At 71.0% G+C, this 24,479-nt stretch carries 21 protein-coding genes and 1 riboswitch; of the genes, 11 read left to right on the forward strand and 10 right to left on the reverse strand.

All coding sequences use genetic code 11. From position 1 onward, the window contains the following. Positions 1-101 precede the first annotated feature (101 nt). Genes ACF07S_RS15155 through ACF07S_RS15165 form a run of 3 tightly spaced genes read right to left on the reverse strand, consistent with a single transcriptional unit; the run spans position 102 to position 1,898 of the window. A complete protein-coding gene (locus tag ACF07S_RS15155) occupies positions 102-1,271 on the reverse strand; it encodes a cystathionine gamma-lyase (protein WP_391974340.1) in 1,170 nt (389 codons plus the stop codon). Continuing rightward, positions 1,268-1,516: a hypothetical protein gene (locus tag ACF07S_RS15160; RefSeq protein WP_391962597.1), complete on the reverse strand. Its 249-nt coding sequence runs from the start codon at positions 1,514-1,516 to the stop codon at positions 1,268-1,270. Before ACF07S_RS15160 ends, ACF07S_RS15155 begins: the two co-directional genes overlap by 4 nt. 4 nt (positions 1,517-1,520) lie before the next feature. Next, the gene (locus tag ACF07S_RS15165) at positions 1,521-1,898 is read right to left on the reverse strand and encodes a phage holin family protein (protein WP_391962596.1); all 378 of its coding nucleotides are present in this window, start codon (positions 1,896-1,898) and stop codon (positions 1,521-1,523) included. A 60-nt stretch (positions 1,899-1,958) separates the two neighbouring features. Here ACF07S_RS15165 and ACF07S_RS15170 point away from each other — a divergent pair, with 60 nt between their 5' ends. The 4 genes from ACF07S_RS15170 to ACF07S_RS15185 all read left to right on the forward strand — a co-directional run bounded on the left by ACF07S_RS15170 (position 1,959) and on the right by ACF07S_RS15185 (position 4,196). After that, a complete protein-coding gene (locus ACF07S_RS15170) occupies positions 1,959-2,276 on the forward strand; it encodes a cupin domain-containing protein (protein WP_391962595.1) in 318 nt (105 codons plus the stop codon). Positions 2,277-2,425: 149 nt separating this feature from the next. Beyond that, entirely contained in the window at positions 2,426-2,638 is a 213-nt protein-coding gene (locus tag ACF07S_RS15175) for a DUF5326 family protein (RefSeq protein WP_159534588.1), read from the forward strand. Between the two features lie 299 nt (positions 2,639-2,937). Then, positions 2,938-3,663 (forward strand): IclR family transcriptional regulator, encoded by a 726-nt coding sequence (locus ACF07S_RS15180; RefSeq protein ID WP_391962594.1) that lies wholly within the window; start codon positions 2,938-2,940, stop codon positions 3,661-3,663. Positions 3,664-3,761: 98 nt separating this feature from the next. Beyond that, positions 3,762-4,196 (forward strand): SsgA family sporulation/cell division regulator, encoded by a 435-nt coding sequence (locus tag ACF07S_RS15185; protein ID WP_391962593.1) that lies wholly within the window; start codon positions 3,762-3,764, stop codon positions 4,194-4,196. Between the two features lie 67 nt (positions 4,197-4,263). Here the strand turns inward: ACF07S_RS15185 and ACF07S_RS15190 are convergent, their stop codons facing one another. Continuing rightward, positions 4,264-5,658 (reverse strand): YibE/F family protein, encoded by a 1,395-nt coding sequence (locus tag ACF07S_RS15190; RefSeq protein WP_391974341.1) that lies wholly within the window; start codon positions 5,656-5,658, stop codon positions 4,264-4,266. A 72-nt stretch (positions 5,659-5,730) separates the two neighbouring features. Continuing rightward, a riboswitch (TPP riboswitch) is annotated at positions 5,731-5,920 on the forward strand. Between ACF07S_RS15190 and thiC the strand changes: the two genes are divergently transcribed. Together thiC and ACF07S_RS15200 are read left to right on the forward strand one after the other, a co-directional pair. After that, positions 5,915-7,711, forward strand: coding sequence for a phosphomethylpyrimidine synthase ThiC (gene thiC / locus ACF07S_RS15195; RefSeq protein ID WP_391962591.1), 1,797 nt, complete (start codon positions 5,915-5,917; stop codon positions 7,709-7,711). (Overlaps the previous riboswitch by 6 nt.) Positions 7,712-7,929: 218 nt before the next feature. Further along, positions 7,930-9,330: a VWA domain-containing protein gene (locus ACF07S_RS15200; protein WP_391974342.1), complete on the forward strand. Its 1,401-nt coding sequence runs from the start codon at positions 7,930-7,932 to the stop codon at positions 9,328-9,330. 81 nt (positions 9,331-9,411) lie between these two features. Here ACF07S_RS15200 and ACF07S_RS15205 read toward each other — a convergent pair whose 3' ends face one another. From ACF07S_RS15205 to ACF07S_RS15215, 3 genes are all read right to left on the reverse strand, one after another. Beyond that, the gene (locus ACF07S_RS15205; RefSeq protein WP_391974343.1) at positions 9,412-10,281 is read right to left on the reverse strand and encodes a hypothetical protein; all 870 of its coding nucleotides are present in this window, start codon (positions 10,279-10,281) and stop codon (positions 9,412-9,414) included. Between the two features lie 184 nt (positions 10,282-10,465). Next, on the reverse strand, positions 10,466-11,557 hold the full coding sequence (locus ACF07S_RS15210; protein WP_391962588.1) for a metallophosphoesterase: 1,092 nt from the start codon (positions 11,555-11,557) through the stop codon (positions 10,466-10,468). Between the two features lie 383 nt (positions 11,558-11,940). Next, entirely contained in the window at positions 11,941-13,053 is a 1,113-nt protein-coding gene (locus ACF07S_RS15215; protein ID WP_391962587.1) for a LacI family DNA-binding transcriptional regulator, read from the reverse strand. A gap of 439 nt (positions 13,054-13,492) precedes the next feature. Between ACF07S_RS15215 and hisC the strand changes: the two genes are divergently transcribed. The 5 genes from hisC to ACF07S_RS15240 all read left to right on the forward strand — a co-directional run bounded on the left by hisC (position 13,493) and on the right by ACF07S_RS15240 (position 22,060). Then, a complete protein-coding gene (hisC, locus tag ACF07S_RS15220) occupies positions 13,493-14,572 on the forward strand; it encodes a histidinol-phosphate transaminase (protein WP_391974344.1) in 1,080 nt (359 codons plus the stop codon). 237 nt (positions 14,573-14,809) lie between these two features. Further along, positions 14,810-16,315: a cytochrome ubiquinol oxidase subunit I gene (locus tag ACF07S_RS15225; protein ID WP_391962585.1), complete on the forward strand. Its 1,506-nt coding sequence runs from the start codon at positions 14,810-14,812 to the stop codon at positions 16,313-16,315. A gap of 20 nt (positions 16,316-16,335) precedes the next feature. After that, entirely contained in the window at positions 16,336-17,340 is a 1,005-nt protein-coding gene (gene cydB / locus ACF07S_RS15230) for a cytochrome d ubiquinol oxidase subunit II (protein WP_391974345.1), read from the forward strand. Positions 17,341-17,352: 12 nt separating this feature from the next. Next, positions 17,353-20,844: a thiol reductant ABC exporter subunit CydD gene (gene cydD / locus ACF07S_RS15235; protein WP_391974346.1), complete on the forward strand. Its 3,492-nt coding sequence runs from the start codon at positions 17,353-17,355 to the stop codon at positions 20,842-20,844. Positions 20,845-21,001: 157 nt separating this feature from the next. Further along, a complete protein-coding gene (locus ACF07S_RS15240; RefSeq protein WP_391974347.1) occupies positions 21,002-22,060 on the forward strand; it encodes a peptidoglycan DD-metalloendopeptidase family protein in 1,059 nt (352 codons plus the stop codon). A 4-nt stretch (positions 22,061-22,064) separates the two neighbouring features. On the opposite strand, the gene ACF07S_RS15245 is transcribed toward ACF07S_RS15240, so the two are convergent. The 3 genes from ACF07S_RS15245 to ACF07S_RS15255 form a co-directional block, all read right to left on the reverse strand. Beyond that, positions 22,065-22,931 carry a Cof-type HAD-IIB family hydrolase gene (locus ACF07S_RS15245; RefSeq protein WP_391962581.1) on the reverse strand — a complete coding sequence of 289 codons (867 nt, stop codon included), beginning with the start codon at positions 22,929-22,931 and terminating at the stop codon, positions 22,065-22,067. A gap of 126 nt (positions 22,932-23,057) precedes the next feature. Next, a complete protein-coding gene (locus tag ACF07S_RS15250) occupies positions 23,058-23,960 on the reverse strand; it encodes an LLM class flavin-dependent oxidoreductase (protein ID WP_391974348.1) in 903 nt (300 codons plus the stop codon). Between the two features lie 60 nt (positions 23,961-24,020). Continuing rightward, positions 24,021-24,479 carry a hypothetical protein gene (locus tag ACF07S_RS15255; protein WP_391974349.1) on the reverse strand — a complete coding sequence of 153 codons (459 nt, stop codon included), beginning with the start codon at positions 24,477-24,479 and terminating at the stop codon, positions 24,021-24,023.

The following is a 24,479-nucleotide window of genomic DNA, read 5'->3' on the forward strand; positions in this document are numbered from 1 at the left end:
TCCTGGCGCGCGGAACCGAGAACGGTCCGAGCCACGAGGGGGGAGGCTCGGACCGTCCGCCGCGGTGCGCCGGGTGTCCGCCGGCCGGCAGAAGCGGCCGGTCAGACGGCCGACTCGGCCAGGGCGCGCAGCACGTCCGCCACCAGGTCCTCGGGGTCCTCGGCGCCCACGGAGAAGCGGATGAAGCCCTCCGGCACCGCGTCCCCGCCCCAGCGTCCGCGCCGCTCCGCCGTGGACCGCACGCCACCGAAGCTCGTCGCGTCGTCCACGAGCCGCAGCGCGTCGAGGAAACGGTCCGCGCGCTCGCGCGTGGGCAGCGTGAAGGAGACCACGCACCCGTAACGCCGCATCTGCCGTGAGGCGATCTCGTGCGAGGGATCGTCGGACAGCCCCGGGTAGCGCAGCCCCGTCACCTCGGGCCGCTCCCGCAGCGCCCGGGCGAGCGCCAGCGCGGTGGCGCTCTGCCGGTCGACGCGCAGCTGCAGCGTGGCGATCGAGCGGTGCGCGAGCCAGGCCTCCATGGGCCCGGGAATGGCACCGACGATCTTGCGCCAGCGACGGACTGCCGCCATGGCCTCGGTGTCGCGGCCGGTGACGTATCCCAGGAGCACGTCGCCGTGCCCGGTGAGCTGTTTGGTGCCGCTGGCCACCGCGAAGTCGGCGCCGAGCTCCAGCGGGCGCTGGCCGAGCGGTGTCGCGAGGGTGTTGTCGACGGCGACCAGGGCACCGCACGCATGAGCCGCCTCGGCGAGCCGTCGTACGTCGCACACGTCCAGCTCCGGATTCGAGGGCGTCTCGATCCACAGCAGCTTGGCGCCGTCGAGGACCCCGAGCTGGGCGTCGCCGCCCGTCGGTGCCGTGCGCACCTCGATGCCGTACGTCTCCAGCTGGGCACGGGCCAGGGGCAGCGCCTGGTAGCCGTCGTCCGGCAGGACGACCGCATCGCCGGCGCGCAGCTGGGAGAAGAGCACCGCGGAGACAGCGGCCATGCCCGAGGAGAAGACCAGGGTTTCGACACCGTCCTGCCCGGGCGCCTCCAGCTCGCCGATGGCCCGCTCCAGCAGCGTCCAGGTCGGGTTCTCGTCCCGGCCGTAGGTGTACGGGCCGGTGGGGTCGCCCGGCAGGTGGAAGTGGGCCGCGAACACGGGGCCGGGCAGCGTGGGCTCGTGCTTCACCGGCTCGGGCAGCCCGGCCCGCACCGCGCGGGTGCCCTCACCCGGTCCGTCCGGCAGCGCCGTCCCCTGGCCCGCGTCCGTCGTCGAATCGTTCATGCCACCTGTCCTTCCACCCGCTCACTCACCGCGGCGAGCAGTCCGGTGCTCGCCGCCTCCACCATCTCAAGGCACTCGCCGAAGCCGTCCGCGCCCCCGCCCTCGTGCCAGCCGCCCGTACCGGCGCTGTCCACCTCGACCAGGCCGCCGAGCCCGGCATCCGCCACCCGCGCGCGGAAGACGGATTCGGCGATCGGTGAGCGGCAGATGTTGCCGGTGCAGACGAAGCGGACGCGGTAGGTCATTACCTCAGTCCCCGTCGGGCAGGACGACGTTGAGCGCCCAGGAGACGACGGAGATGATCAGGCCGCCCAGTACGGCCGTCCAGAAGCCCTCCACGTGGAAGCTCAGGTCGACCTGGTCGGCGAGCCAGGAGGTGAGGAGCAGCATCAGCGCGTTCACCACCAGGGTGAACAGCCCGAGCGTCACGATGAGCAGGGGGAGGCTGAGGAGCTTCACGACCGGCTTGACCAGGAAGTTCACCAAGCCGAAGATCAGGGCGACCAGGAGCAGGGTGCCGATCTCCTTGCCCGTGCTGTCGCCGGTCAGGGTGATCTTGTCAAGCAGCCAGACCGCGACCGCCAGGGCGCCCGCGTTGGCGATCGTCTTGACTAGGAAATTCATCATGTGTCTGATCGTGGCAGACACGATCGGGCTTGAGCAGTGAGGCAGGGGCGGGACAAGGCGATGAAGGCATTCCGGCTGGACGAACTGGAGGCGGAACGCGCCGCCAACGACGGGGCCTACCTGCAGTTCCTGCGGGAGCGGAACATGTCGGTCGGTCTCTACGCGCTGGACGCCGGGACCCAGGATCCGCAGCGGCCGCACCAGCAGGACGAGGTGTACTTCGTCGTCAGCGGACGGGCGGCGATCACCGTCGGCATGGAGACCACCCAGGTGGCGCGCGGCAGCGTGGTGTACGTACCGGCCGGCGTGGCGCACAAGTTCCACCACATCAGCGAGGATCTCCGGGTGCTGGTGGTGTTCTCTCCCCCCGAGAGCTGAGCCGCGGTCTCGGGGTTCCCTAGGGGAACGGTCAGGGGAGGACGGGGGATCCGAGGCCCCCGCCGAACCACCTGCCGCCCTAGCATCGAGTGCGGGACATCATCGACGCGACCCGGCACTCGGCGGGCGGAGAGGTAAGGACGAGGGCGATGAGAGAGATCTTCGCGGGACTGCCGTGGTGGGTGAAGTGGATCGCGGTGCCGGTCATCGCCCTGGTGGTGTTCGGCGGGCTGATAGCGAACGTGGTCGGCTTCGTGATCGGACTGCTCTTCAAGGTGCTGGTCTTCGTGGCGCTGGTCGGCGGACTGATCTACGTCGTCCGGAAGTTCACGTCGAGCTCCTCGTCGCGCGGCGACTGGTGAGCCCACGGGGACCGGTGGGTCGGTAACAGGAATCACCGGTTCCCTCGGGCGGGGGAAGTTTCTCCGGCGGGCCGTCTGCGTGCGGTGACAGCCCGTTAGAGTCCGGAACTCGACGCGGGGACGATCCCCGCGAGCGGCGACCCACACCCGTGTCTCCCCACACGGGCTGCCCCCTCGCGTTTCGGGAGTGACCCTTGGCCACGACTGGTACCGCCTCCGCACATCCGACCGGGATTCCTCCCCAGCCCCAGTCGTCGGCGCCTCCCGCCCCGGCGCCGGCCGCGACCCTCATCGGCTCCGTGCAACGAGCCATGCGCCTGTTGGAGACCGTCGCCGGGCACGAGTACGGGGCCCCGGCCAAACAACTCGCCCGGGAGACCGGGCTGGCGCTGCCCACGACGTACCACCTGCTGCGCACCCTGGTGCACGAGGGCTATCTCCGCCGCGACAAGGGGCTGTTCTTCCTGGGCGAGGCGGCGGAGCGGCTGAGCAGCAGCGGAGCCCAGCAGAAACGTCGCAGCACCGTGGTCGACATCCTGGCCCGTTGGCGGGACGCGATCGGGGCGCCCGTGTACTACGCGGTGTACCGCGAGGGCGAGGTCGAGGTCGTCTGGGTCTCCGGCAGCCCGGCCCATCCCGCGGTCGAGGAGTGGGCCGGCTTCCGGGAGACCGGCCACGCCCACGCGGTCGGGCAATGCCTGCTCTCCCAGCTCGACGAGGACGCCCGCCGCGACCATCTCGACCGCTACCCGGTGCTTCCCCTCACGCCGTACACCGTGCGCGACGACCACAGCCTGCTGAGACGCCTGGGACGGACGGGGCGCATGGAGCTGGTGACGGAACGTCAGGAGTACGCCCTGGGGGCGGTGTGCGCGGCGATCCCGATCACCGTGGGCACCACGGCCGCCTCGGTGGCCATCTCCCTGCCCGCACATCAGGCCGACCGGCTGGTCCCCGCGGCGCAGCGACTGCAGGCCGAGATGGGGCGCCTGATCGGCTCGCTCGCGCTGTCTATCAGTATCTGAAAACTCACTCCTTGTGATCTGTTGTGTACGTTCAGCAAGATTCCCTCTAGTGTCACGGTCCATGCCCGGCCAGTCCGCGGCGAATGACGGGGTAGGCGATGCGCGAATCCGTACAGGCAGAGGTCATGATGAGCTTTCTCGTGTCGGAGGAGCTTTCCTTCCGCATCCCGGTGGAGCTGCGTTACGACACCTGTGATCCCTACGCCGTGCGGCTGACCTTCCACTTGCCCGGGGACGCCCCCGTAACCTGGGCTTTTGGCCGTGAGCTGCTGATCGACGGGGTGGGCCGGCCGTGCGGCGAGGGCGACGTCCGCGTCTCGCCGGTCGATCCCGAGACGCTGGGCGAGGTGCTGATCCGGCTTCAGGTCGGCAGTGATCAGGCGGTGTTCCGCTCTTCGACCGCACCGCTCGTGGCCTTCCTCGACCGCACCGACAAGCTGGTGCCGCTGGGCCAGGAAGGGGCGCTCGCCGACTTCGACGCCCACCTCGACGACGCCCTGGACCGGATCCTGGCGGAGCAGAGCGCCGGATGAAGCGTTACTCCAGTCGGGTGGCCTCCAGGCGGAACGCTTCCGCGCGTTTCGCCCCGCGGGGCGGGCATCAGCGCTTGCGGCGCCTGCCCCTTCCGCCGCGCGCCGCGGTCGGCCGGGCATCCGGTACCTGCCCGTGCTCCCGTGCCCCTGTCCGAGCCGTCGGACGATCGGCGGAGACCACCAGCGCGGCCAGAGCCGTGGTGACCGGCACCGAGGCCACAAGACCGATCGAACCGATCAGGGTGCGCACGATCTCCTCCGCGACCAGCTCGCTGTTGGCGACCGTTCCCACGCTGCTCTGCGCGATCGAGAACAGCAGCAGCAGCGGCAGCGCGGCGCCCGCGTAGGCGAGAACCAGCGTGTTGACCACGGACGCGATGTGATCACGGCCGATCCGGATGCCCGCGCGGTACAGCTCGCGCCAGCCCATCGACGGATTGGCGTCGTGCAGTTCCCAGACCGCGGAGGTCTGCGTGACCGTCACGTCGTCGAGCACACCCAGCGAACCGATGATGACGCCGGCCAGCAGCAGACCGCTCATGTCGATCTCGGGGTACAGGCCATGGATCAGACCGGTGTTGTCGTCGGTGTCGCCGGTGAGCGCGGCCCAGCCGATGAAGACCGAGCCCAGGATGCCGATCAGCAGCAGGGAGATCAGTGTGCCGAGCACCGCCACGGAAGTACGGGCCGACAGCCCGTGACAGAGGTACAAGGCGATCAGCATGATCGCACTCGCCCCCACCACCGCCACGACCAGCGGGTTCGAGCCCTGCAGGATCGCGGGCAGGACGAAGAAGTTGAGCACCAGGAAGCTGATCGCCAGCGCGACCAGCGCCATGACACCCCGCAGCCGTCCCACGGCCACGACGGCGAGCGCGAAGATGCCGGCGAGCAGCGCCAGGGGGAAACGCCGGTTCACGTCGGTGACCGAGTACTGCAGATCCTCGGGCGCCGAGGGCTCGTAGGCGACGACGACCCCCTGACCCTCGCTCAGCTGCCGCGACTGGTCCGGCTGCACGATCTCGTTGAACGTACGGCCCTTGTCCTCGCCGGTGTCGACCCGGATGGTCGCCTTCTTGCAGGTGCCGTTCGCCTGCTGCTGGGCGGAGGAGCCCTCGGCGGTGGAGGTGTCGCCGGTCGGGACGCCTCCGGAGGCGTTCACCGACTGGCAGCTCACCTCGACCACCTCGGTGACCGTGGCGCTCTGTGTCTGCCGGTCGAATCCGACACCGGTGCGCTCGTGCGCCGGGGCACCCCCCGGCCACAGCACCGCCAGTCCGATCAGCACCGCCGCGGCGAACGGGATCAGGATCGCCGAGATGACCCTGCGCAGATGACGGGACACGGGCGCTGCCGGGCCATGGCCATGACTGTGCCCATGGCCGTTTCCGGCACCGGATCCCGCGCCGGATCCGTTCGGTGGCTCAGGAGGGGGAAACGGGGGAGGCTGAGTCGAGGTCACCGACCGATCATCGCAAGAACGACGGGGGCCCTCTGTTCACCGCGCCAGAAATGACGCTAGCGTGGAGGCACCTTTTGTACACGCGGGAGCTCGGAGCACCGGGCTGAGAGGGCGCTGACCTCCGTCCCAACGATGTTTCACATGAAACATCACCGACATCGAGTGATGTTTCACACGGAACGTCGGCAGACGGAAACCGCTGCGTCGACCGCCGAACCTGTTACCGGGTAATGCCGGCGTAGGGAGTAGGTCTCACATGACCAGCAAGGACGCACGCACGCCTGCCTCCACACAGAACCCGACGGAGACGTCGGTGAACGGGGAGGCCGGGAAGTCCGTCGGCTGGCACAAGGCGTACGTCGAGGGCACACGCCCCGACCTGCGCGTGCCGGTCCGCCAGGTGCACCTCACCAACGGGCAGTCGGTCACCCTCTACGACACATCGGGCCCGTACACCGATCCGCTCGTCGACACCGACGTCCGCAGGGGGCTGGCTCCGCTGCGGGAGAACTGGATCACCGCCCGGGGCGACACGGAGGAGTACACGGGCCGCCCCGTCCGCCCCGAGGACGACGGGATCAAACACACCTCTCCGCGCGGGGGCCTGCGCAACCTGGACGCCGTCTTCCCGGGCCGGCCCCGCCTGCCGCGCCGGGGCCGCCCGGGCCGGCCGGTCACGCAGCTGGCGTACGCGCGGCGCGGCGAGATCACACCCGAGATGGAGTACGTGGCGATCAGGGAGAACGTCTCCCCCGAGGTGGTCCGCGAGGAGATCGAGGCGGGGCGGGCGGTGCTGCCGGCCAACATCAACCACCCGGAGATCGAGCCGATGATCATCGGCAAGCGGTTCCTGGTGAAGGTCAACGCCAACATCGGCAACTCCGCGGTGACGTCCTCCATCGAGGAGGAGGTCGAGAAGATGACCTGGGCGACCCGCTGGGGCGCCGACACGGTCATGGACCTCTCCACCGGCCGCAACATCCACACCACCCGGGAGTGGGTGCTGCGCAACTCCCCCGTGCCCATCGGTACCGTGCCGCTCTACCAGGCCCTGGAGAAGGTCGACGGCCGAGCCGAGGAACTGACCTGGGAGATCTACAAGGACACGGTCATCGAACAGGCCGAGCAGGGTGTGGACTACATGACGGTCCACGCGGGTGTGCGTCTGGCGTACGTGCCGCTCACCGCGAACCGCAAGACCGGAATCGTTTCGCGCGGCGGTTCGATCATGGCCGCGTGGTGCCTGGCGCACCACAGGGAATCGTTCCTGTACGAGAACTTCGAGGAGCTCTGTGAGATCCTCGCCGCGTACGACGTCACCTACTCGCTCGGCGACGGACTGCGGCCCGGCTCCATCGCGGACGCCAACGACGAGGCACAGTTCGCGGAGCTGCGCACGCTCGGGGAACTCAACCGGATCGCGAAGGGCTTCCACGTTCAGACCATGATCGAGGGCCCGGGACATGTCCCGATGCACAAGATCAAGGAGAACATCGACCTCCAGCAGGAGATCTGCGACGAGGCCCCGTTCTATACACTCGGCCCGCTGACGACTGACGTCGCGCCCGCGTACGACCACATCACCTCCGGCATCGGCGCCGCGATGATCGCCTGGTGGGGCACGGCCATGCTCTGCTACGTCACGCCCAAGGAGCACCTGGGCCTGCCCAACCGTGACGACGTCAAGACCGGCGTCATCACCTACAAGATCGCCGCGCATGCCGCCGACCTAGCCAAGGGGCACCCGGGAGCACAGGAGTGGGACGACGCGCTGTCCGACGCCCGCTTCGAGTTCCGGTGGGAGGACCAGTTCAACCTCGCCCTCGACCCGGACACGGCACGTGAGTTCCACGACGAGACCCTCCCGGCGGAACCCGCCAAGACGGCCCACTTCTGCTCGATGTGCGGTCCGAAGTTCTGCTCGATGAAGATCTCGCAGGACATCCGCCGAGAGCACGGCGGCAGCCGGGCCGAGATCGAGGAGGGCATGGCGCAGAAGTCGAAGGAGTTCGCGGCGGCGGGCAGTCGCGTGTACCTGCCGATCGTGGACTGATCGGGAACTGACGACGGTCCGGTCCGGGTGCGGCTCCGGCCTGGGCGGCGGCCCCGGTCCGGGTGCGGCCCCGGGCCGGGCGGCGGAGCGGTGGCTCGCCGGACGGCAGGTGCGGGGGTGGTGCTCATGGCGGTGGCGCGCCGTGAGCGGCACGCTCCGGGTACCGGGCCGGCCGGTTCCCCCTCCCCTTTCCCGGACCGGGTCGGCAGACTGGCCCCATGACAGCAGGTTCGATGAGCAAGGGATCCAATCTTTCCGTCGATGCCCCCGTGGTGCGCGTTGAGCTCGCCTGGGTGCCCGGGCCCGGGGTGCCCGACATCGACGCCTCGGCCCTGCTCCTCACGGCGGCCGGACGCGTGCGGGACGACGGCGACTTCGTCTTCTACAACCAGCCGCGGCACGCGTCCGGCGCCGTGACGCACCAGGGGAAGCGAAGTGCTCCCGGTGCCGCGGCGGACACGGTGGAGGTGGACCTCCGCTCGGTGGAACCGGTGGTCGAGCGGATCGTGCTGTGCGCTTCGGCCGACGGCGGGACGTTCGGGCAGGTGCCTGGGCTGGTGCTCCGGCTGCTCGACGCCGGGTCGGGCTCCGAGCTCGCCCGCTTCGACATGGCGGCGGGGACCGAGACCGCCTTCATCGGCGGCGAGCTGTACCGGCGACAGGGCACGTGGAAGTTCCGCGCCGTGGGGCAGGGGTATGCATCCGGGCTCGCGGGGCTGGCCACGGACTTCGGCATCACCGTGGACGAACCCTCCCCGGCGGCCATCGGGCCCCAGGCGTCCTCCGTTCCCCCGCCGGTTCCCCCCGCGGTGCCGGTCGCGCCCGCCCGGCCCGCCACGGCAGACCCCGGCGCCCCGCGTCTCACCAAGGGTGAGGAGCGGCTGCCCGTGGACATGCGCAAGCGGCTGTCCCTGCGCAAGGAGCAGGTGGCGGTCAGTCTGCGCAAGCACGGGGCCACCGGCGTCACCGCGCGCGTCATCCTCGTACTGGACGCCTCGGGGTCCATGTCCTTCCTGTATTCCAAGGGGGTCGTGGCCGATGTCGTCGAGCGGATGGCCGCGGTCGCGGCACAACTGGACGACGACGGGGAGATGCAGGCCTGGACGTTCGCCTCGAACCCGGCCCGGTTGCCGGATCTGCGGCTCGGGGAGCTTCCCGAGTGGCTGCGGCTGCACGTGCGGGTGGGGGAGATGGGCCTCTTCCGGCGCGGGCGGAAGAAGGGGCTGGATCCGAGCCAGGTCGACATGCGGGACGTCGGCATCCAGAACGAGGAGCAGAAGGTCATCGCCGAGGTGCGCGCGTTCGTCCGGGACCATCCCGCGTCCGCTCCGACCCTCGTCCTGTTCTTCTCCGACGGTGGCGTCTACCGCAACAGCGAGATCGAACGCGAACTTCGCGAAGCGGTGGAGGAGCCGGTGTTCTGGCAGTTCGTGGGGCTGGGCCGGTCGAACTACGGCGTGCTGGAGCGGTTCGACACGCTGCCCGGGCGCCGTGTCGACAACGTAGGGTTCTTCGCCGTCGACGACATCAGCACCGTGCCGGACCCGGAGCTGTACGACCGTCTGCTGTCCGAGTTCCCGTCGTGGATCACGGCCGCGGGACGGGCGGGCATCCTCTGACGACCCGCCGCCCCGGCTCCCGCCCGGGGGCGGGGACCTCCCGGAGGACTGTGCCTCGGGAGGGCTCCGTCCCCCAGGGAGTCACTCCGGCTGGTGTTCCGGACCTCCGAAGTCCGGGCTCGAATAGTCCGGACTGGAATAACTCGGCCGGGTGCCGCGGGCCGGGCCTTCTCCGGGGCTGGTGAAACCCGGCCGGCCGTATCCGAGGTGCGGGATACGGCCGGCCGGCGCGGGCGGCACCGTGTGCTGGAGCGCGGTGGCCGTCGCCGGGTCGGTGAGCGCGTCCCGCAGGAACGGCAGGATCCCCCGCTCCAGCAGGGCCTCGCGCCAGGCGTCCCTGGCCCGGGTCACCTCCTCGTCGAGCTCGTCGTACGTGCCGCCGAGCGCCGAGGGCTTGTTGCGCAGCGCGGTGATCAGCAGACCCACGGCGGCGACGAGGATGGCCACCGCCGTCACCGCGCCGAACACCCAGCCGGTGGTGAGCATGGTCCGCGCGAACGCGGCGCCGGGGTCGAGCATCCGCAGGACGTAGCCGACGAGCAGGAAGATCGCGGCCGCGGTTCCGGCCAGGACGGGTGCCAGGACGGCGACGACGGCGACGGCGCCCGCCCCGGCGGTCTCGGCGACCTCGCCCATGGTGGCGGCGAGCCCCACAGCGCGCGTGCCCGGTTCGGTGGAGCCGGACTCGTGGACGGACGGGTCGGACGGCGACGACGGCCGGCGCAGTTCCTCGCGGACCTTCACATAGTGCCGGTACTCGGTCGCCGCGGCCGCCGTGATGATCGGGCCGGCGTTGAGCGCCATCGTGCGCAGCTGCTCCGAGTCCAGCCGCTGTCCGGCAGCGGCCGTTTCCTGGATCTGTGGTGCGGAGCGCAGCGCCTCGTCGAGAATCCGCCCGTATTCCTGGCGGTCCTCGCTCAGCAGGTGCTGCGGAACGCTGTTCATGTGCATCCCCCGATGCTCCGTAGGGCTTGGGGGCTCGGCATGCTGACGAGCCGTCGGGCAGAAACGGAGGGGAGCCTGCTACGGATAAGCCGATGGTAGAGCCGTGACGGTGTGCGGTGACAGGGGGTTCACCGAATTCGCCGTGCGCGGGATGCGTCCGAGAACCGGCGAACGACGTTTCCGTGAAGCCTCAGACACCGAGCGGCAGTTGCTGGACCAGCAGTTTTCCGGCCATCGTCACGCCGCCGTCCATCGCGATGGCGAGTCCGTCGGCGTAGACATGCGGTCCGGCGACCACGGGGCCGCTGTCGTCCTCGCCGTCCTCGGAGCCGACTTCGCCCAGCAGATAGGGAATCGGGCTGTGACCGTGAACGACCCGGGTGCCACCGTACGTATCCAGCAGGGAGCGCACGGCGTCGGCGCCGCCCTCGTCGCGGAAGGAGAACCGCTTGGTGAACTTGCGGAACAGGTCCCAGACCTCGTCGGCGTCGTTACGGGTGAGCGTTTCGCGGACGGTGTCGTTGACCTCCTCGATGGAGCGGCCGTAGTCGAGGTAGGCGGTGGTGTCGGAGTGGAGCAGCAGATGGCCGTCGACCTCCTCGACGGCGTCGAGGCGGGCCATCCACTGCAGGTGGTGGTCCTGGAGGCGGTCCATGTCGGTCTTCTGGCCGCCGTTGAGCAGCCAGGCCGCCTGGAAGGTGGCGGTGCCCGCGCCGGAGTTGACGGGGGTGTCGCCGAACCGCTTGGCGCCGAGCAGCAGCAGTTCGTGGTTGCCCATGAGGGCCTTGCAGTAGCCGCCGGCCGCGGCGGCCTCGGCGGACAGCCGCATCACGAGGTCGATGACGCCGATGCCGTCCGGGCCGCGGTCGGTGAAGTCGCCGAGGAACCACAGCCGCGCGGTGCCGGCGCACCACTGGCCCGCCGCGTCGACGAGGCCCTGCTCCCGGAGGGCGGCCACCAGCTCGTCGAGATAGCCGTGGACGTCGCCGACCACGTACAGCGGTCCTTGACCGGTGGTGGGCTGGGGGGCGGGGACGGACGCGGGGTCGACGGTCACCTGAACAGTGTCACCCCGGTTGATGACCGGGAGGTCCCGCTGGGTGGGCGTGTATCCCTCCGGATAGGCCTCCTCCGACGGTGGGACGACGTCACCCGGGTGGGTGCTGTGGGCATACGGACCGGCGTCGTTGACGTACGCGGGTACCCGGAAGTCGCGCACCGTCGCCGTGCGCTCCACCTCGGGTCCCGGACCGGCCCCCTGAGTCATCGACCCCTCCACCATCGCGCCGCATCTGCACCGCGTCGGACTGCCTGGTCGCAGCGGCCCGCGGTGTCGTGGGCCCATCATAGGAATGCGGATCGCGCTGTGTGATGACCCAGGGGTGGTGAATCGGAGCAAGACCCCGGGTCGCTGTGGCTTTCGCCCCGTTTGAGCCGGTGTTCGGCGGCCTGGTGACCGCCCTGGCCACGCGTCCGCCGCGGGTGGCGGGCGCGCCTGCGAGAAGGGCCCGGTCCGATTCCCTCGGAGGAGTGGCCGGGCAGCGCCCTCCTTGACCCCTCCGCAGCCTCCGGGAATCTCCGCCAGGGAGGCTCTCCCCTCCGCACGGGGTCCACGGAGCCACGGGGTCCACGGGCGGGGAGCCCGCCCCCGCCCGTGGGCCGGTGTCACGTTCCGTTCGGTGATCGCGGCGGGCTGACCGTCGTACGGGGCGGACGGCGCTGCGAGGAGGTGCGCACGATCAGCTCGGTCGGTATGACCTGCTCCACCGGATGGTCCGCATCGACCCCCTCGATGGCGTCGATGAGCAGCTGGACCACCGCCGTGCCGATGCGGCGCGGTTTCAGGGAGAGCGTGGTGACGGGCGGCTCGGTGTTCGCGTAGACGGTGGACTCGCTGCAGCAGACCAGCAGCAGGTCGTCCGGGACGCGCAGACCGTAGCGGCGGGCGGCGGCGAGCAGGTCGGTGCCGTTGGGGTCGAACAGGCCGTAGACGGCGTCGGGGCGGTCGGGACGGGCGAGCAGCCGGTCGGCGGCGACGGCGCCCGCGCACGGGTCGTGCGCGGGATAGGCCTCGTACACCGGTTCCTGGCCGACCCGCTCGCACCAGCGCAGGTACGCGGTGGTCGACAGATGGGTGTAGGTGTCGGTCGTGGTGCCGGTGAGCAGGCCGATGCGGCGGGCACCGGCGCCGGCGAGGTGGTCGAGGATGCCGAGGACCGCGGCCTCGTGGTCGTTGTCGACCCAGGCCGTGACCGGCAGCGAGCCGGCCGGCCGGCCGTCGGAGACGACCGGTAACCCCTGGCGGACCAGTTCGCTGACCACCGGGTCCTGGTCGGAGGGGTCGATGACGACCGTGCCGTCCAGGGCGACGTTGGACCACACGTCGTGGCGGGAGGTCGCGGGCAGGATGACGAGGGCGTAGCCGCGGGCGAGCGCGGCCGAGGTGGCGGCGCGCGCCATCTCGGCGAAGTACGCGAACTCGGTGAAGGTGAAAGGTTCATCCCCGTACGTGGTCACGGTCAGGCCGATGAGTCCGGACTTCCCGGTGCGGAGCGTACGGGCGGCGGCCGAGGGGCGGTACCCCAGTCTGTCGGCCACCTCGCGGACGTGGCGCCGGGTGGCGTCCGGGAGCCGGCCCTTGCCGTTGAGGGCGTCGGAGACGGTCGTGATGGAGACTCCGGCGGCGGCGGCCACGTCCCTGATGCCCGCTCTGCCCGGCCGGCCGCCTCGGCGTGAGGTATCCGCGCGGCTCACCTGGTGCTTCCCTGCTGCTGTCATGGCGAGCCGATAGTAGGGCTCATGCGGTGGGGTAGGGCGGACGCATATGCACACATCGACAGGCACGTTTCTGCAAGATCATTAGTGCCCAATACCCTGGGAAAACAAGGGTGTTGAGCGTTCCAATGCCAGTACCTGGCGTGTCGGCGCATGCGTGCCTGGCGAGGGTGTGATGTTGCGAAGAGGTCTCAACTCACCTGCACGGGGGACGCGCGCCACGGCGCGAGACACCGGCGCGTAGATATATGTGCGGCGCGCCCCTGGCTCGCGCGCCTTTCATACACCTTCGAGCGATGTTGCCCCTGTTGCTCTTGTGACTGACGAGGCATGCGCGAGCCCTCGCCGCACCTATACGCAGCGGCGGTGAATCCTCATAAGGTGAGCAGTATTGGATGTCGGCGGCGGTCATGGGCCGCCGGTCTTCGCGAGGAGGACTGCGGTGAGCGAGACGAGCCCCAAACTGCGCGCCGAGCTGGAGGGGGTCCCCACCTACAAGCCGGGCAGGCCGGCGGCCACCGGCGGACCGGTGGCGTACAAACTGTCCTCCAACGAGAACCCCTATCCGCCACTGCCGGGTGTGATGGAGATCGTGACGGCCGCGGCCTCCTCCTTCAACCGCTACCCGGACATGGCCTGTACGGCCCTGACGGCCGAGCTCTCCGACCGCTTCGCCGTTCCCGCGTCCCACGTGGCCACCGGAACCGGCTCGGTGGGTGTGGCCCAGCAGCTGCTGCAGGCCACCTCGGGTCCGGGCGATGAGGTGATCTACGCCTGGCGGTCTTTCGAGGCTTATCCGATCATCACGCAGATCAGCGGTGCCACCTCGGTCCAGGTGCCGCTGACCCCGGGCGATGTGCACGACCTGGACGCGATGGCCGAGGCGATCACCGACCGGACCCGGCTCGTCTTCGTCTGCAACCCCAACAACCCGACCGGCACGGTCGTGCGCCGGGCCGAGCTCGAACGCTTCCTCGACCGGGTGCCCGGCGACGTGCTGGTGGTGCTGGACGAGGCCTACCGCGAGTTCATCCGGGACACCGAGGTGCCGGACGGCGTCGAGATCTACCGGGAGCGGCCCAACGTCTGCGTCCTGCGGACCTTCTCCAAGGCGTACGGCCTGGCAGGGCTGCGCGTCGGCTTCGCGATCGCCCACGAGCCGGTGGCCGCGGCGCTGCGCAAGACGGCGGTGCCGTTCGGGGTGAGCCAGATCGCGCAGGACGCGGCGATCGCCTCGCTGCGGGCCGAGGACGAGCTGATCGGCCGCGTCGGCTCGCTGGTGTGTGAGCGCAACCGGGTGATGGACGCGCTGCGCGCCCAGGGCTGGACGGTGCCCGAGAGCCAGGCCAACTTCGTGTGGTTGCGGCTCGGGGAGCGCACCGTGTCTTTCGCGCAGGCGTGCGAGCAGGCGGGTGTGGTCGTCCGGCCGTTCGCCGGTGAGGGCGTGCGGGTCACGGTCGGGGAGACCGAGGCGAACGACATCTTCCTCAAGGTGGCGGAGGGCTTCCGCAAAGAGCGCTGACCAGCACGTACGTCCAGGCGGCCGACGGGTCATCCCGTCGGCCGCCGCCTTGTGCGCCGCAGCTTCCGGCAAAGGGGTTGACGTCACAGGGGACCCCCCTTCCGGGTGTGCAAAGCAGTAGGTCATAATTGCTTGTGAATGTGAACGCGTTCACAAGCGCATCCCGTTTTCCCGAGTTGTGGGGGACGAACGGGAGCGAAAAGCCGCTGCGACCACGGCGAAGTAAGGAGAGACGACGTGGACCTGGCTCTGGCGCCGGAGACCCTGGCGCGATGGCAGTTCGGTATCACCACCGTCTATCACTTCCTCTTCGTCCCCCTGACGATCTCGCTGGCCGCCCTCACCGCCGGGCTGCAGACCGCCTGGGTGCGTACGGAGAAGGAGAAGTACCTCAGGGCGACGAAGTTCTGGGGCAAGCTCTTCCTGATCAACATCGCGATGGGTGTGGTCACCGGCATCGTGCAGGAGTTCCAGTTCGGCATGAACTGGTCCGACTACTCGCGGTTCGTCGGTGACGTCTTCGGTGCCCCGCTCGCCTTCGAGGCCCTGATCGCCTTCTTCTTCGAGTCCACCTTCATCGGCCTGTGGATCTTCGGCTGGGACAAGCTGCCCAAGAGGATCCATCTGGCCTGCATCTGGATGGTCTCGATCGGCACCCTGCTGTCGGCGTACTTCATCCTCGCCGCCAACTCCTGGATGCAGCACCCGGTCGGCTACCGGATCAACGAGGAGAAGGGCCGCGCCGAGCTGACCGACTTCTGGCTGGTGCTCACCCAGAACACCACCCTCAACCAGGTCTTCCACAGCTTCTCGGCGGCCTTCCTGACCGGCGGCGCCTTCATGGTCGGCATCGCCGCCTTCCACCTGATGCGCAAGAAGCACATCCCGGTGATGCGGACCTCGCTGCGGCTCGGCCTGGTCACGCTGGCGGTCGGCGGCCTGTTCACCGCGGTCAGCGGCGACACGCTCGGCAAGGTCATGTACGAGCAGCAGCCGATGAAGATGGCCGCCGCCGAGGCCCTGTGGGACGGCGAGAGCCCCGCGCCGTTCTCCGTCTTCGCCTACGGGGACGTCGACGAGGGGCACAACAAGGTCGCCCTGGAGATCCCCGGCCTGCTGTCCTTCCTCGCCCACAGCGACCTCGATTCGTACGTGCCCGGCATCAACGACACCAACGAGGCCCTGCGGGAGCAGTTCGGACCCGGTGACTACAAGCCCATCGTCCCCGTCGCCTACTGGGGCTTCCGCTGGATGATCGGCTTCGGCATGGCCTCTTTCTCGCTCGGCCTCCTGGGACTGTGGCTCACCCGCAAGAAGTTCCTGCTGCCGGCCGCCTGGCGCACCGGCGGGGACGAGGTGCCGCATCTGGTACTGCTGAAGCAGCCGCTCGGCTCCCGGCTCACCCGGCTCTACTGGCTCCTGGCGCTGTGGACCATGGCGTTCCCGCTGATCGCCAACTCCTGGGGCTGGATCTTCACCGAGATGGGCCGGCAGCCCTGGGTGGTCTACGGCGTGATGCAGACCCGGGACGCGGTCTCCCCCGGTGTGTCCACGGCCGAGGTCATCACCTCGATGTCCGTCTTCACCCTGCTCTACGCCGTCCTGGCCGTCATCGAGGTCAAGTTGCTCGTCAAGTACGTCAAGGCCGGCCCGCCCGAGCTCGGCGAGTCCGACCTCCATCCGCCCGCGAAGCTCGGCGGCGACATCCGTGACGCCGACAAGCCGATGGCCTTCTCGTACTAGGCAGAGGGAGCTGCACCGTCATGGAACTGCACGACGTCTGGTTCGTCCTGATCGCCGTCCTGTGGACCGGCTACTTCTTCCTGGAGGGTTTCGACTTCGGGGTCGGCATCCTCACCCGGCTGCTCGCCCGTGACCGCGCGGAGAAGCGGGTGCTGATCAACACCATCGGCCCCGTCTGGGACGGCAACGAGGTGTGGCTGCTCACGGCCGGCGGCGCGACCTTCGCCGCCTTCCCCGAGTGGTACGCCACGCTCTTCTCCGGCTTCTACCTGCCGCTGCTGCTCATCCTGGTCTGCCTGATCATCCGCGGTGTCGCCTTCGAGTACCGGGCGAAGCGGCCGGAGGAGCACTGGCAGCGCAACTGGGAGACGGCGATCTTCTGGACCTCGCTCCTCCCGGCCTTCCTGTGGGGCGTGGCCTTCGGCAACATCGTGCACGGCGTGAAGATCGACGCCGACTTCGAGTACGTGGGCACCGTCGGGGACCTGCTCAACCCGTACGCCCTGCTGGGCGGCCTGGTCACCCTGACGCTGTTCACCTTCCACGGCGCGGTCTTCACGGCACTGAAGACGGTCGGCGGCATCCGGGAACGGGCGCGGAAGCTGGCCCTGCGCGTGGGTCTCGTCACCGCCGTACTGGCGTCGGGCTTCCTGCTCTGGACGCAGGCCGACCGGGGCGACGGCACCAGCCTGGTCGCACTGGTCGTGGCGGTCGCCGCGCTGGTCGCCGCCCTGGTGGCGAACCAGGCGGGACGCGAGGGATGGTCGTTCACCCTGTCCGGCCTCACCATCGTGGCCGTCGTGGCGATGCTCTTCCTGACGCTCTTCCCGAACGTCATGCCGTCCACGCTCGACGCGGACTGGAGCCTGACCGTCACCAACGCCTCCTCCAGCGCCTACACCCTGAAGATCATGACCTGGCTCGCGGTGATCGCCACGCCGGTGGTGCTGGTCTACCAGGGCTGGACGTACTGGGTGTTCCGCAAGCGGATCGGCACCCAGCACATCGCCGACCCCACGCACTGAGGTGTGTTTCACGTGAAACCAATCGATCCGCGTCTGCTCCGGTACGCCCGCGCCACCCGCGGCTTCCTGGTGGCGGTCGTCGGCCTGGGGGCCGTCGGCGCCGGGCTGGTCATCGCCCAGGCCATGCTCATCGCCGAGGTGGTGGTGGGCGCGTTCCAGGACGGCATGTCCGCCGGCGAGCTCCGCACCCCCCTGCTGCTCCTCGTCGCCGTCGCGGCCGGCCGCGGGCTGGTCGGCTGGCTGACCGAGCTGGCCGCCCACCGGGCGAGCGCCGCGGCGAAGTCGGAGCTGCGGGGCCGGCTGCTGGAGCGGGCGACGGCCCTGGGTCCGGGGTGGCTGGACGGCCAGCGCACCGGATCGCTGGTCGCCCTGGCGACCCGGGGTGTCGACGCCCTCGACGGCTACTTCTCGCGCTATCTCCCCCAGCTGGGGCTCGCGGTGGTCGTACCGGTGGCGGTGCTGGCGCGGATCGTCACCGAGGAATGGGTCTCGGCGGCGATCATCGTGGGCACCCTGCCGCTCATCCCGGTCTTCATGGTGCTGATCGGCTGGGCCACCCAGTCCCGGATGGACCGCCAGTGGCTGCTGCTGTCCCGGCTGTCCGGACACTTCCTGGACGTCGTCGCCGGACTGCCGACGCTGAAGGTCTTCGGGCGGGCCAAGGCGCAGGCGGAGTCGATCCGGCGGATCACCGCCGAGTACCGGCGGGCGACCATGCGCACGCTGCGGATCGCCTTCATCTCCTCCTTCGCGCTGGAACTGCTGGCCACGCTCTCGGTGGCGCTGGTCGCCGTGACGATCGGCATGCGTCTCGTCCACGGCGACCTGGACCTCTCCGTCGGCCTGGTCATCCTGATCCTGGCGCCCGAGGCCTATCTGCCGCTGCGGCAGGTGGGCGCGCAGTACCACGCGGCGGCCGAGGGCCTCGCGGCGGCCGAGGAGATCTTCTCGGTGCTCCGGACGCCCGCGCCGACGCCCGGAACGGGCGCGGTCCCGGCGGGCGCCCTGTCCTTCGACGGCGTGACGGTCCGCTACCCCGGCCGGTCCACGGACGCCGTCTCGGACGTCTCCCTCACCGTCTCCCCCGGTGAGACGGTCGCGCTCGTGGGACCGAGCGGAGCGGGCAAGTCGACCCTGCTGAACGTGCTGCTGGGGTTCGTCCGGCCCACCGGGGGGCGGGTGCGGATCGGGGGAGCCGATCTCGCGGAACTCGACCTCGCCCAGTGGCACGGCCGCGTCGCCTGGGTGCCGCAGCGGCCGCACCTGTACGCCGGGACGATCACCGAGAACGTACGGCTGGCCCGGCCCGACGCGGACGACGACGCCGTACGGCGCGCCCTGCGGGACGCGGGGGCCCTGGAGTTCGTGGACGCGCTCCCCGAGGGTGCCGGCTCCGTCCTCGGCGAGGACGGAGCGGGTCTGTCGGCCGGACAGCGGCAACGGCTCGCGCTGGCCCGGGCGTTCCTCGCGGACCGGCCCGTCCTGCTGCTCGACGAACCGACGGCCGCACTGGACGGTGCCACCGAGGCCGGGATCGTGGCGGCGGTGCGGCGGCTGGCCGCCGGCCGGACGGTGCTGCTCGTGGCACACCGGCCGGCACTGCTGGCCGTCGCGGACCGCGTGGTGCGGCTCACGGAACCGACGTCCACGGGCCGGGAGGAGACCGTACGCCGGGGGACCGGACCGGCGCCGGCCGTCGAAGCCGCCCCCGTAGCGGACCGCGGACCCGCCGAGCCCGTCCCCGGCACGGTCCCGGGCGGTGTGCTCGCTCGCGTGCGGACCCTGTCCTCCGCCCGGCGCGGGAGGACGGCGCTCGCGCTGCTGCTCGGCACCCTCGCACTGGGCAGCGCCGTCGGGCTCATGGCCACCTCCGGGTGGCTCATCTCCCGCGCCTCGCAGCAGCCGCCCGTGCTGTACCTGATGGTGGCCGTGACGGCGACCCGGGCCTTCGGCATCGGGCGGGCCGTGTTCCGCTACGCCGAGCGGCTCGTGTCGCACGACGCCGTCCTGCGCATGCTGGCCGACACCCGCGTCGCGGTCTACCGGCGGCTGGAACGGCTGGCGCCCGCCGGGCTGCGCGGCGCCCACCGGGGCGATCTGCTCTCCCGGCTGGTCTCCGACGTGGACGCGCTCCAGGACTACTGGCTGCGCTGGCTGCTGCCGGCCGGTGCGGCCGTCGCCGTCTCCGCCCTGTCCGTCGGCTTCACGGCCTGGCTGCTGCCCGGGACCGGGGCCGTGCTCGCGGCCGGGCTGCTGGCGGCGGGGGCCGGTGTGCCCCTGCTGACCGGTGCCGTGGCCCGGCGTGCCGAACGCAGGCTGGCACCGGCCCGGGGCGTCCTCGCGACCCGGGTGGCCGATCTCCTCACCGGCACCGCCGAGCTGACCGTCGCCGGCGCCCTGCCGGCGCGGACCGCCGGGGCACGACGGGCCGACGGCACGCTCACCCGGATCGCCTCGCGCGCCGCCACCGCCACGGCGCTCGGCGACGGGCTCACCGCTCTGATCTCCGGCCTGACCGTCGCGGCCGCCGCGCTCGTCGGGGTCCAGGCCGTGGCCGCCGGCCGGCTGGACGGCCTGGCGCTGGCCGTGGTGGTCCTGACCCCGTTGGCCGCGTTCGAGGCCGTCCTCGGCATGCCGCTCGCCGTGCAGTACCGGCAGCGGGTGCGCCGCAGCGCCGAGCGGGTGTACGAGGTGCTGGACGCCCCGGCGCCCGTCCGGGAGCCGGACTCGCCCCGGCAGGCGCCCGCGTCGCCGTTCCCGCTCGTGGTCAGGGAGTTGACCGCCCGGCACGCCGGGCAGGACCGGGACGCGCTCGCCGGACTGGACCTGACGCTGGAGCGGGGCCGCAGGATCGCGGTGGTCGGTCCCTCCGGTTCCGGCAAGACGACCCTCGCGCAGGTGCTGCTGCGGTTCCTGGACCCGGGCGCGGGCTCGTACACGCTGGCCGGTGTGGACGCCCGCACCCTGGACGGCGACGACGTGCGGCGGCTGGTCGGACTGTGTGCGCAGGACGCGCATCTCTTCAACAGCTCGGTCCGGGAGAACCTGCTGCTCGCCAGGAAGGGCGCGACCGAGGACGAGCTGCGCGACGCGCTCGCCCGGGCCCGGCTGCTGGAGTGGGCCGACGGTCTGCCCGACGGGCTCGACACGCTCGTCGGTGAGCACGGGGCGCGGTTGTCCGGCGGACAGCGGCAGCGGCTGGCGCTCGCCCGCGCGCTGCTCGCGGACTTCCCGGTGCTGGTGCTGGACGAACCCGCGGAGCACCTGGACCTGCCGACCGCCGACGCGCTCACCGCCGATCTGCTGGCCGCCACCGAGGGCCGTACGACGCTGCTCATCACCCACCGGCTGGCCGGTCTGGAGGCGGTGGACGAGGTGGTCGTGCTGGACGGGGGCCGGGCGGTACAGCGCGGGGCCTACGCGGAACTCGTCGCCGCTGACGGCCCGTTGCGGTCCATGGCACGGCGGGAGGAGGCGGCCGGGCTCCTGGTGACGGCACGCTAGCTCCACGGCCTCACGCACGCGTGGCGCGTGACGGGACATCAGCGGCAGCCGCCGATGGCGCTGTTCGGCGCCGTCACTGGTCCGTCCGGGGCGTGTGGTCCCCCATGTGCACGACGTGAACAGGACCGTGTGCCGGGGCGGGGCCAGGATCGCAGTCATGCGCTTCTCCCGCCGTCATCCGCTGCTCGTCGCCGTGCCGCTGTGCGCGCTCGCGGTGCTCGCCGCCCGGCCCGCCGACGGCGACGGCTCCCACACTCCCGGGCACGGCTCCGCGTCCGGTGTCAGCGCGCAGGTGGCGCGGCTGTACGAGGAGGCGGCGGCGGCGACCGAGCGGTACGAGGCCGGCCGGCGCGAGGCCGAGGAGCAGCGGGCCAGGGCCCAGCGGCTGGAGGAGCGGCTCGACCACGAGCGGCGGGCGATGACCGGCCTGCGGGAGGACCTGGGGCGGATCGCGAGCTCCCAGTACCGGGACGGCGGAGGGCTGCCGCTCACGGCACACATGATCCTCGCGGACGACCCGGAAGAGCTGATGCGCGGCCAGCGGGCGGTGTCACAGGCGCAGGCGTCGCTCGACAAGGCCATCGGCCGGAGCCGGCGGGCCCAGGCACGGCTCGCCCGGGACGAGGCGAAGGCGGCGGCCGCGTGGCAGAGGCTGGAGCAGCGGAACACCGACCTCGCCGCCCAGCGGCGGGACATCGAGAAGAAGCTCGAGACGGCACGGTGGAGGCTCAAGGGCCAGGCGGACGCCTCGGTCGCCGCCGGCGCGTGCCGCGGTGCGGTACGGCTCGACCAGCCGGAGACACGGCTCACCACCCGCTGGGTGGCGCCGGTGGAGACGTACGAGCTGTCCGCGTCCTACGGCAGTGGCGGCGCGCGGTGGGCGAACCGGCACACCGGGCAGGATTTCGCGGTGCCCATCGGGACACCGGTGCGGGCGGTGGGCGCCGGGACGGTGGTGAGGGTCTCCTGCGGAGGGGCCTTCGGCATCGAGGTCGTGCTGGAGCACGCGGACGGTTACTACACCCAGTACGCCCACCTCGCGGCCGTCGCCGTCGACCAGGGCGAGCGGGTCCCGCCCGGGCGGTGGATCGGTCAGTCCGGCACCAGCGGCAACTCCACGGGTCCGCATCTCCACTTCGAGGTACGGGTGACGCCGGAGATGGGCTCGGCGGTGAGCCCGGTGCCGTGGCTGGGCCGGCGCGGGGTGTCGCTCTGAACGGCTACCGGCGCTCGTTCAGCAACTGCTCGATCACCACGGCCACCCCGTCGTCGTTGTTGGCGACCGTGCGGCCCGAGGCGGCGGCGATCACGTCCGGGTGGGCGTTGCCCATCGCGTAGGAGCGGCCGGCCCAGGTCAGCATCTCCACGTCGTTCGGCATGTCCCCGAACGCGACGACCTCCTCGTGGGAGATGCCGCGCTCGGCGCAGCACAGGGCGAGCGTGCTGGCCTTGGACACCTCGGGTCCGCTGATCTCCAGCAGGGCGCTGGGGCTGGAGCGGGTGACGTTGGCGCGGTCGCCGATGGCGAGCCGGCCCAGGGTGAGGAAGGCGTCGGGGTCGAGCTCGGGGTGGAAGGCGAGGATCTTGAGCACGGGCTGGTCGGCGGTGTGGGAGTCCGGGGACAGCAGGTGTTCGGCGGAGGCGAGGACGTCCGGGATCTCCAGGTGCAGCTTGGGGTAGGCCGGTTCCTGGTTGAAGGCGTAGGGCTGCTCGACGGCGTACACCGTGCCCGGGGCGGCGTCGCGCAGCAGCCGGACGGCGTCCAGCGCGTTCTCCCGGGCGAGCTCGCGCACCTTGACGAAGCGGTGCGCGCCGGGGCCGCCGTGCAGGTCGACCACGGCTGCGCCGTTGCCGCAGATGGCGAGGCCGTGGCCGTGGACGTGGTCGCTGACGACGTCCATCCAGCGGGCCGGGCGGCCGGTGACGAAGAAGACCTCGATGCCCGCCTCCTCGGCGGCGGCCAGCGCGGCGACGGTCCGTGGGGACACCGACTTGTCGTCGCGCAGCAGGGTGCCGTCGAGATCGGTGGCGATGAGCCGTGGTGTGGTGGTTGCCGGGGTCTCGGGCTGGCGGGTCGCTGAGGTCATCCGGCCATTGTCCCGCAGATGCCCGCACGGGCGTGCGGGACTCCGCACAGGTGAGTGGTGACTGCTGTCACCAGCGGTCCTCCGTCCTGTCCCGAAGCGGCCGGGGCTCATGCCCGGACGAGCGCTTCACCGCAGCTGCGCCGGTGCCTCCATGGCGATCCGTTCGAAGACCTTCTGGTCCGCGGCGAAGTCGGAGTCCGGGATGGGCCAGTGGATGACGATCTCGGTGAATCCCAGCTCGGCGTGGCGGCCCGCGAAGTCGACGAAGGCGTCCAGGGACTGCAGTGGGCGGCCGCGGTCCGGGGTGAATCCGGTGAGCAGGACCCTGTCCAGTGCCGCGGCGTCCCGGCCGAGTTCGGCGCAGGCGTCGGCCAGTTTCTTCGCCTGGCCGCGCAGGGCCATGAGCGACTGCTCGGGCGTGCCGTTCTCGTACAGCTTCGGGTCGCCGGTGGTCACCCACGCCTGCCCGTGCCGGGCCGCGAGGCGCAGCCCGCGCGGTCCGGTGGCCGCCACGGCGAACGGCAGCCGGGGCCGTTGCACACAGCCGGGGATGTTGCGCGCCTCGTGCGCCGCGTAGAAGTCGCCCTCGTAGGACACCGTGTCCTCGGTGAGCAGCCGGTCCAGCAGCGGAACGAACTCGGCGAAGCGGTCGGCACGCTCGCGCGGGGTCCACGGCTCCTGGCCGAGCGCGGTGGCGTCGAAGCCGGTACCGCCCGCGCCGATCCCCAGCGTGACGCGCCCGCCGGAGATGTCGTCGAGGGAGATGAGTTCCTTGGCGAGCGTGACCGGATGCCGGAAGTTCGGTGAGGTCACGAGGGTGCCCAGTCGCATCCGGTCGGTGACGGCCGCGGCGGCGGTCAGGGTCGGCAGGGCGCCGAACCACGGGCCGTCCCGGAAGCTGCGCCAGGACAGGTGGTCGTAGGTGTACCCCGTGTGGAAGCCGAGTTCCTCGGCCCGCACCCACGCCGTCCGGCTGCCTTCGTGCCAGCGGCGATGGGGAAGGATCACGGTGCTCAGACGCAGACTCATGGCACCGAGCCTATGCGCCGCCGCGGGTTTCACGTGAAACGATCGCCGCACACGTCGTCCTCATCGCACCCGTGCGCTCAGCCAGGGAGTGAGGACGATCATGGGGATGAACTCCTTGTGCGTCCGGTCTCCCGGCAGCGGCACGATCAGGAAGTAGCCCGGCGGGAAACGCCGCGCCCGGACGTATGCCAGCCCTTCGAACAGGGAGCGCAGGAAGGACGGCACGTCGTCACGGGGGATGTCGGGGCACTCCACGCCCTCGACATCGATCAGGGCGTCGTCCTCGGGGTAGAGCCGCACACTCACCCGGGGCAGGCCGCCGAACTCGACGTAGGCCTCGTGGGGGAGGGAGCCGTCGGGATCGGTGGTGACGCCGACGCCCGCGGCGGTGCGGCGTGAGGTCTGGTCGGCGCCGATGTCGTGGGTGACCTCGATCTCGCGCTCGTAGTGCTCGGCGAGCGCCTGGAGGGCGGTGACGGCGGCCTCGGTGCTGGGCAGGTGGTCCATACCGCCGATCAT

This window comes from Streptomyces sp. NPDC016640 (assembly GCF_043076215.1).
Lineage (GTDB): Bacteria > Actinomycetota > Actinomycetes > Streptomycetales > Streptomycetaceae > Streptomyces.

Bases quoted from the DNA above. Each gene is read 5' to 3' on its own strand.
- ACF07S_RS15155 (WP_391974340.1), bottom strand. From the start codon at position 1,271: ATGAACGATTCGACGACGGACGCGGGCCAGGGGACGGCGCTGCCGGAC.
- ACF07S_RS15160 (WP_391962597.1), bottom strand. From the start codon at position 1,516: ATGACCTACCGCGTCCGCTTCGTCTGCACCGGCAACATCTGCCGCTCA.
- ACF07S_RS15165 (WP_391962596.1), bottom strand. From the start codon at position 1,898: ATGATGAATTTCCTAGTCAAGACGATCGCCAACGCGGGCGCCCTGGCG.
- ACF07S_RS15170 (WP_391962595.1), top strand. From the start codon at position 1,959: ATGAAGGCATTCCGGCTGGACGAACTGGAGGCGGAACGCGCCGCCAAC.
- ACF07S_RS15175 (WP_159534588.1), top strand. From the start codon at position 2,426: ATGAGAGAGATCTTCGCGGGACTGCCGTGGTGGGTGAAGTGGATCGCG.
- ACF07S_RS15185 (WP_391962593.1), top strand. From the start codon at position 3,762: ATGCGCGAATCCGTACAGGCAGAGGTCATGATGAGCTTTCTCGTGTCG.
- thiC (WP_391962591.1), top strand. From the start codon at position 5,915: ATGACCAGCAAGGACGCACGCACGCCTGCCTCCACACAGAACCCGACG.
- ACF07S_RS15200 (WP_391974342.1), top strand. From the start codon at position 7,930: ATGACAGCAGGTTCGATGAGCAAGGGATCCAATCTTTCCGTCGATGCC.
- ACF07S_RS15205 (WP_391974343.1), bottom strand. From the start codon at position 10,281: ATGCACATGAACAGCGTTCCGCAGCACCTGCTGAGCGAGGACCGCCAG.
- ACF07S_RS15210 (WP_391962588.1), bottom strand. From the start codon at position 11,557: ATGGTGGAGGGGTCGATGACTCAGGGGGCCGGTCCGGGACCCGAGGTG.
- ACF07S_RS15215 (WP_391962587.1), bottom strand. From the start codon at position 13,053: ATGACAGCAGCAGGGAAGCACCAGGTGAGCCGCGCGGATACCTCACGC.
- cydB (WP_391974345.1), top strand. From the start codon at position 16,336: ATGGAACTGCACGACGTCTGGTTCGTCCTGATCGCCGTCCTGTGGACC.
- ACF07S_RS15240 (WP_391974347.1), top strand. From the start codon at position 21,002: ATGCGCTTCTCCCGCCGTCATCCGCTGCTCGTCGCCGTGCCGCTGTGC.
- ACF07S_RS15245 (WP_391962581.1), bottom strand. From the start codon at position 22,931: ATGACCTCAGCGACCCGCCAGCCCGAGACCCCGGCAACCACCACACCA.
- ACF07S_RS15250 (WP_391974348.1), bottom strand. From the start codon at position 23,960: ATGAGTCTGCGTCTGAGCACCGTGATCCTTCCCCATCGCCGCTGGCAC.
- ACF07S_RS15255 (WP_391974349.1), bottom strand. From the start codon at position 24,479: ATGATCGGCGGTATGGACCACCTGCCCAGCACCGAGGCCGCCGTCACC.